Genomic DNA, 5843 nt, shown 5'->3' on the forward strand with positions numbered 1-5843 from the left:
CTGGTAGAGGACTGCGTTAAAATGTCCAAGAGCACCTGAATCTGCATGAAACGGGGCTCAATAAAGCAAATCACGACAACCAACGCCAACAATGCCAGCATGATTGCGTTATTCGTCAAAAAGTTTTTCGCTGCTCTGGAGGAAAAAGAAACCTCCGGATGGAGGCGCTCGCCTCTCGTCATCTGTACAATACCATAGACAACGGCGATTACGCCAATGCCAAGGATAAACCACGGCAGATCAAATGTCGCTTTTGGATCCAATACAAAGTTGAGAATGACACCCAGGACAGCAAGAACTGCGCCCACAACGATGAAAGACAGCGCATATTTTTTGCGCGGGATCGTCTTTTCTCCTTGCATACCCATTTACCTCACTTTCTTTTTTACATATACCCATCTTTCGCGCGACGATCGTACAGGCATATGGCTATTAAAATTTTTGAAAAACCCTGCCACACTGGCCATGAGTTTTCATTTACATAAATTTGGTAGCCAAACGCATAACGCCAACGGAGTCCGCCTCGCCGCGGTCCAGGAAGCCCGTGACACGGCCTTCGCACATGACCATGACGCGGTCCGCCATGCCCAACAGTTCGGGCATTTCCGAAGAGATCATGATAATCGACTTGCCTTCCTTAATCAGGTCATGCATGATCGTATAGATCTCATACTTTGCACCAACGTCGATACCGCGTGTCGGTTCATCCAATATCAGGATGTCCGGATGCGTCAACAACCAGCGCGCAATCAGAACCTTCTGCTGGTTGCCACCCGACAGGTTCTGCATCAATTCCTTCATGCTCGGCGTCTTTGTGTGCATGCTTTCGTTCGATTCGGTCGCCGCTTTAAAGCGTTTGCTCTCCTGCAACACGCCATGCTTTGCAAAGCTCTTCTGTGCAGCAATGACCGTGTTGTCCTCGATCGACAGAATGCCAAATACGCCGCTCTGACGGCGTTCCTCCGTCAACAGCGCCAGCCCATGCGCCTTTGCGTCGCGCACCGACTTCACCTTGAACGGCTTGCCGTCCTTTTCCACATGGCCCGATGCAATCGCACGCAGACCGAACAAAGCCTCGACCATCTCTGTACGCTGTGCGCCTACCAGACCGCCGATGCCCAATATTTCTCCTTTATGCAGCTCAAACGACACATGCTGGAACGACTTCGGCAGCGGCGAACACAGATCGTCCACCTTCAGCACGACTTCCTTCCCCGGCTTGTACGCCTTCGGCGGGAAACGGTTCGTCATATCGCGCCCTACCATTCGGTTGATAATCAGGTCCGTTGTCAGTTCGCTTGCCGGCCAGGTTCCTACATACGTGCCGTCTCGCATGATCGTTACTTCATCCGAGATCTTCAAGATCTCTTCCATCTTGTGGGAGATGTAAATGATCGCGCAGCCTTTTTCCTGTAGCTGCCGGATAATCTTAAACAAGTGCTCGGTCTCGTTGTCTGTCAACGATGACGTCGGTTCGTCCATGATGATGATCTTCGAATTGTAGCTGACCGCCTTCGCTATCTCCACCAACTGCAAGTTGGACGCCGACAGCGTTCCCGCCAGTACCTCCGGATCAATGTCCAGGTCGACCTCTTTAAAGAGCTCCTTTGTCTTTTTGATCATCGTCTTTTTATCGACGGCGATCCCTTTCATGGGGAATCTTCCCAGCCAGATGTTTTCCATTACCGGGCGGAACCGGATTGGGTGCAGCTCCTGGTGGATCATCGAGATTCCCAGGTCCAACGCCTGTTTCGACGTATTGATGACCCGTTTCTTTCCATCCAGGATGATTTCGCCGCCATCTTCATGGTAGATGCCGAACAAACACTTCATCAGTGTCGATTTTCCTGCACCGTTCTCGCCCATCAGAGCGTGCACGCTGCCGGGCCGCACTTTCAAGGTTACTCCGTCCAGCGCTTTNACGGCGAACACAGATCGTCCACCTTCAGCACGACTTCCTTCCCCGGCTTGTACGCCTTCGGCGGGAAACGGTTCGTCATATCGCGCCCTACCATTCGGTTGATAATCAGGTCCGTTGTCAGCTCGCTTGCCGGCCAGGTTCCTACATACGTGCCGTCTCGCATGATCGTTACTTCATCCGAGATCTTCAAGATCTCTTCCATCTTGTGGGAGATGTAAATGATCGCGCAGCCTTTTTCCTGTAGCTGCCGGATAATCTTAAACAAGTGCTCGGTCTCGTTGTCTGTCAACGATGACGTCGGTTCGTCCATGATGATGATCTTCGAATTGTAGCTGACCGCCTTCGCTATCTCCACCAACTGCAAGTTGGACGCCGACAGCGTTCCCGCCAGTACCTCCGGATCAATGTCCAGGTCGACCTCTTTAAAGAGCTCCTTTGTCTTTTTGATCATCGTCTTTTTATCGACGGCGATCCCTTTCATAGGGAATCTTCCCAGCCAGATGTTTTCCATTACCGGACGGAACCGGATTGGGTGCAGCTCCTGGTGGATCATCGAGATTCCCAGGTCCAACGCCTGTTTCGACGTATTGATGACCCGTTTCTTTCCATCCAGGATAATCTCGCCGCCATCTTCATGGTAGATGCCGAACAAACACTTCATCAGTGTCGATTTTCCTGCACCGTTCTCGCCCATCAGAGCGTGCACGCTGCCGGGCCGCACTTTCAAGGTTACTCCGTCCAGCGCTTTTACGCCCGGGAATACCTTCGTGATGTTGTTCATTTCCAGCACATATTCTCCCATACGATCAATCCTCCTCCCATGCCTTTCTTCTTCATGCTTTTGCAACTCCTCATTGGAACATTTTGGTGGGTTATACAACTAAATAAAAGGGTTATTTTTATTTATTGATAGAGAAATCGCTATATTATATCTATAAATTAGTTGCATAACCAATTAATTGCATTATAATGAGAAACAAAAGGATTGTCAATATAAAATAAAAAGTTATAGGAAGATCAAAGAAATTCGTAGATTTTTTATCCTGTCAACGGAAGGATTCCAGCTGTCGGAAGATTCGTTGACAACCCGTTTTCTACAAGTTAAAATAAACTTGGCGGAAGACGCAGGTATTGCTGTCGGGAGGGGAAAGCCGTGAAAGGACCATATTGGGATTACATCAAAATTTTTTCGGTAATCTATTGGCAGTCACAGGGATTTTGTGCAAAGCGTCTTAAGGATTTGGGGGTCACCTGCGGTCAGTTCATGTATATTCTCTGCATTTGCGACAACCCTGGGGTTTCACAAGAGAAGGTTGCAGAGCTGACCTGTATTGATAAGAGTACGGTTGCAAAGGCGGTACAGCAGCTTTTGAAGGGTGGTTTTATCACGCGGCAGGTCAGTTGTGAGGACCGTAGAGTCAATGAGTTATATCCTACGGAGAAGGCTACATCGATTTATCCTGAAATCGTACAGATCGTTAATGATTTTCATGAGGAGCAATTGCGTGGCTTGACAGACATTGAACGTGATCTATTTATGCGCCTGTTGCAGAAAATTTTTGAACATGTAAAACCAAAACCTTAAAAGGCTAAAGAGGGCACACCAATTGGTGTGCCCTCTTTAGCCTTTTGCATGCGATAAGAGTTGTTCTCGGTTAGATGCACCGTTCATAGGGTGGGTACCGCTGTTTGAATAGAAGCGTCTTTTCGGGATAGACGCCGCATTTCATGAATCATAAAAAGAATCGCCATCAATCCGGCGGCACCATCTGCCAGCGGCCCAGCGTATAGTACGCCGTCAATCCCCAAAAAGAGGGGAAGAATGAGAACAAGGGGCAGAAGGAAAAAGATCTGCCGGCTTAGGGAGAGTAGAATTCCTTTGAGTGCATAGCCGATAGAAGAAAAGAAATTGGATGTTAAAATTTGAATTCCATTGATAAAAATACAGAATAGAAAGATACGGAAATAGCGGATTCCAAATTCGTAATACAGCGCGTCGCCCTGTCCAAATAGGTAGATGATCTGTTTGGGGAAAATTTGAAAGCAGAGGAACGCCGCGGTTGCGATACAGGTTACCACGATTGCAGCCATTTTATAGGCGTTCTTGACACGCTTATAATTTCCAGCGCCGTAGTTAAAGCCCATAATCGGCTGACAACTTTGCGCGATACCAAAAATCACAGCAATAAAAATAGTATTGACCTTCGAGATGATTCCGACACAGGCGAGCGGAATATCCCTTCCATAGATGGAGAGTTCTCCATAATACCCCAGGGTGTTGTTTAAGACGATTTGTACCAAGGTGACAGCCAGCTGATTGAAGCAGGCGGCTGCACCGAGGGAGACGATGGAACGAACGGTCCGCGCACGGAAGAAAAAGTGTTCTCTTTTTAAACGCAGAGATCGGAATTTTCGAAAGTAGAGTAGGACGGCAATTGCCGTTACAATCTGTCCCGTGATGGTTGCCAAGGCAGCCCCCTGAATGCCCATACCAAAGCCAAAAATAAAGATGGGGTCCAGGACTGTGTTCAGGATGGCGCCGGAAAGGGCGCTGAACATGGAATACTTGGGACTCCCGTCCGCTCGGATCAATTGGCTTCCGGCAGAACCGAACAGTGTAAAGGGAATTCCGATAGCAGTGATGCCAGTATACTCTCTGGCGTAGATCAGAACCTGTCCTCTGGCACCGAAAAGCACCATCAGTGGTTCCAAGAATACCAAAACAGTAACGCTTAACGCAATGCCCGATAGGACTGCCATGCAGAGGCTGTTCCCGACAACCTTTGCCGCCTTTTCGTTTTCATTTTTTCCTAAATACAAGCTGAAATTTGAAGCACCACCCACACCGATCATCATCGAGAGCGAGGCCATGATGGTCACCAGTGGGAAGGCGACATTTGTTGCCGCATTGCCCAATGTGCCGACGCTTTGGCCAATAAAAATCTGATCGACAATATTATAGATGGAGTTCATCAGACCGCTGATAATGGCTGGGATGGCAAACTGACGCATGAGTTTTCCAATGGATTCTGTTTCCAGAGGGTTATGTGCTTCTATGGTGTTGGTTTGATTCATTCGTTTTCCTTTCTCCTGTGTCCCTTATTCGTTACAATTCCTTTCGGCTCCAGATGTATGTGAGATGTGGCCCTGTAACAGTTCGTTTCGCAATCGAATCCGCAGTTGTTCCAAGCTTTGTTCCATTGCGTCACACTCCGCCTCGGACATACCGTCCGTCAAGATTTGATGGAGCTGTTGATGGAGCATACGAATCTGTTTCACTGCCTCTTCCGCCTTTTTCAGGGGTTGAATGATACGCACACGATGGTCCCGCTTATCCACTTCTATCGCAACATAGCCCTCTGCACAGAGCTTTTTTAAAACCTTGGTGGTAGTGCCCTTGTCCACATGGAACCGTTCGGTCAACTCCTGTGGCATCCGTCCAGGGTGTTCATAGATGTATTGCAGAAAGAACTGCTGTCCCCATCCAATGCGATAAGCTTCCAAGCCACGGTCATAATACATGCGCATCATACGTGTGAGACTGGAAATGTTCCTCCCAATACTGGTAAAATCTTCGTTCAAACGACCACCTCCTTTTCCTGCGAAGATGATCTTATCATAAAATAGTAGCGTGCGCAACTATTGAACGGAAAAAATGGGGCTCTGCCTGTCCGATTCTTTTCGGGCTAGAATCGGATACTTGGTTGTTCAGAGCAGGGACGGAATTGATTATCTTGGGGAAATGATAAGGGGAAAAAGATACAGTCGGTGATGCGCTTTCAGGAAATCTACAGGGATTGAATCTTGCAGAACTCTCCCGTTTGCAGTAAAATGGCAGCGTCCTCTTTATTAAATGACATAAATATGCTATCATATTACCATCAATATCTGCTTGGCCGGTGGGACGGCACAGGCGGGGAAA

General features: G+C 48.3%; 4 protein-coding genes and 2 pseudogenes. 1 reads left to right on the forward strand and 5 read right to left on the reverse strand.

All coding sequences use genetic code 11. The annotated features are described in order from the left end of the window. The 3 genes and pseudogenes from mglC to B9Y59_RS13670 form a co-directional block, all read right to left on the reverse strand. Nucleotides 1–368, reverse strand: a pseudogene (gene mglC / locus B9Y59_RS15900) (galactose/methyl galactoside ABC transporter permease MglC); the annotation flags it as partial. A gap of 109 nt (nucleotides 369–477) precedes the next feature. Further along, on the reverse strand, nucleotides 478–1932 hold the full coding sequence (locus B9Y59_RS13665) for a sugar ABC transporter ATP-binding protein (RefSeq protein WP_085534146.1): 1455 nt from the start codon (nucleotides 1930–1932) through the stop codon (nucleotides 478–480). Next, a pseudogene (locus B9Y59_RS13670) lies at nucleotides 1923–2723 on the reverse strand (sugar ABC transporter ATP-binding protein); the annotation flags it as partial. The gene B9Y59_RS13665 and the pseudogene B9Y59_RS13670, both read right to left, overlap by 10 nt. 351 nt (nucleotides 2724–3074) lie before the next feature. On the opposite strand from B9Y59_RS13670, the gene B9Y59_RS13675 reads away from it, so the two are divergent. Continuing rightward, nucleotides 3075–3506: a MarR family winged helix-turn-helix transcriptional regulator gene (locus tag B9Y59_RS13675; protein ID WP_085531526.1), complete on the forward strand. Its 432-nt coding sequence runs from the start codon at nucleotides 3075–3077 to the stop codon at nucleotides 3504–3506. Nucleotides 3507–3589: 83 nt separating this feature from the next. Here the strand turns inward: B9Y59_RS13675 and B9Y59_RS13680 are convergent, their stop codons facing one another. After that, nucleotides 3590–4996 (reverse strand): MATE family efflux transporter, encoded by a 1407-nt coding sequence (locus tag B9Y59_RS13680; protein ID WP_085531528.1) that lies wholly within the window; start codon nucleotides 4994–4996, stop codon nucleotides 3590–3592. Between the two features lie 24 nt (nucleotides 4997–5020). Next, nucleotides 5021–5503: a MarR family winged helix-turn-helix transcriptional regulator gene (locus tag B9Y59_RS13685; RefSeq protein ID WP_085531530.1), complete on the reverse strand. Its 483-nt coding sequence runs from the start codon at nucleotides 5501–5503 to the stop codon at nucleotides 5021–5023. Nucleotides 5504–5843 lie beyond the last annotated feature (340 nt).

Source organism: Anaeromassilibacillus sp. Marseille-P3371, from assembly GCF_900169665.1.
Classification (GTDB): Bacteria; Bacillota; Clostridia; order Oscillospirales; family Acutalibacteraceae; genus Anaeromassilibacillus.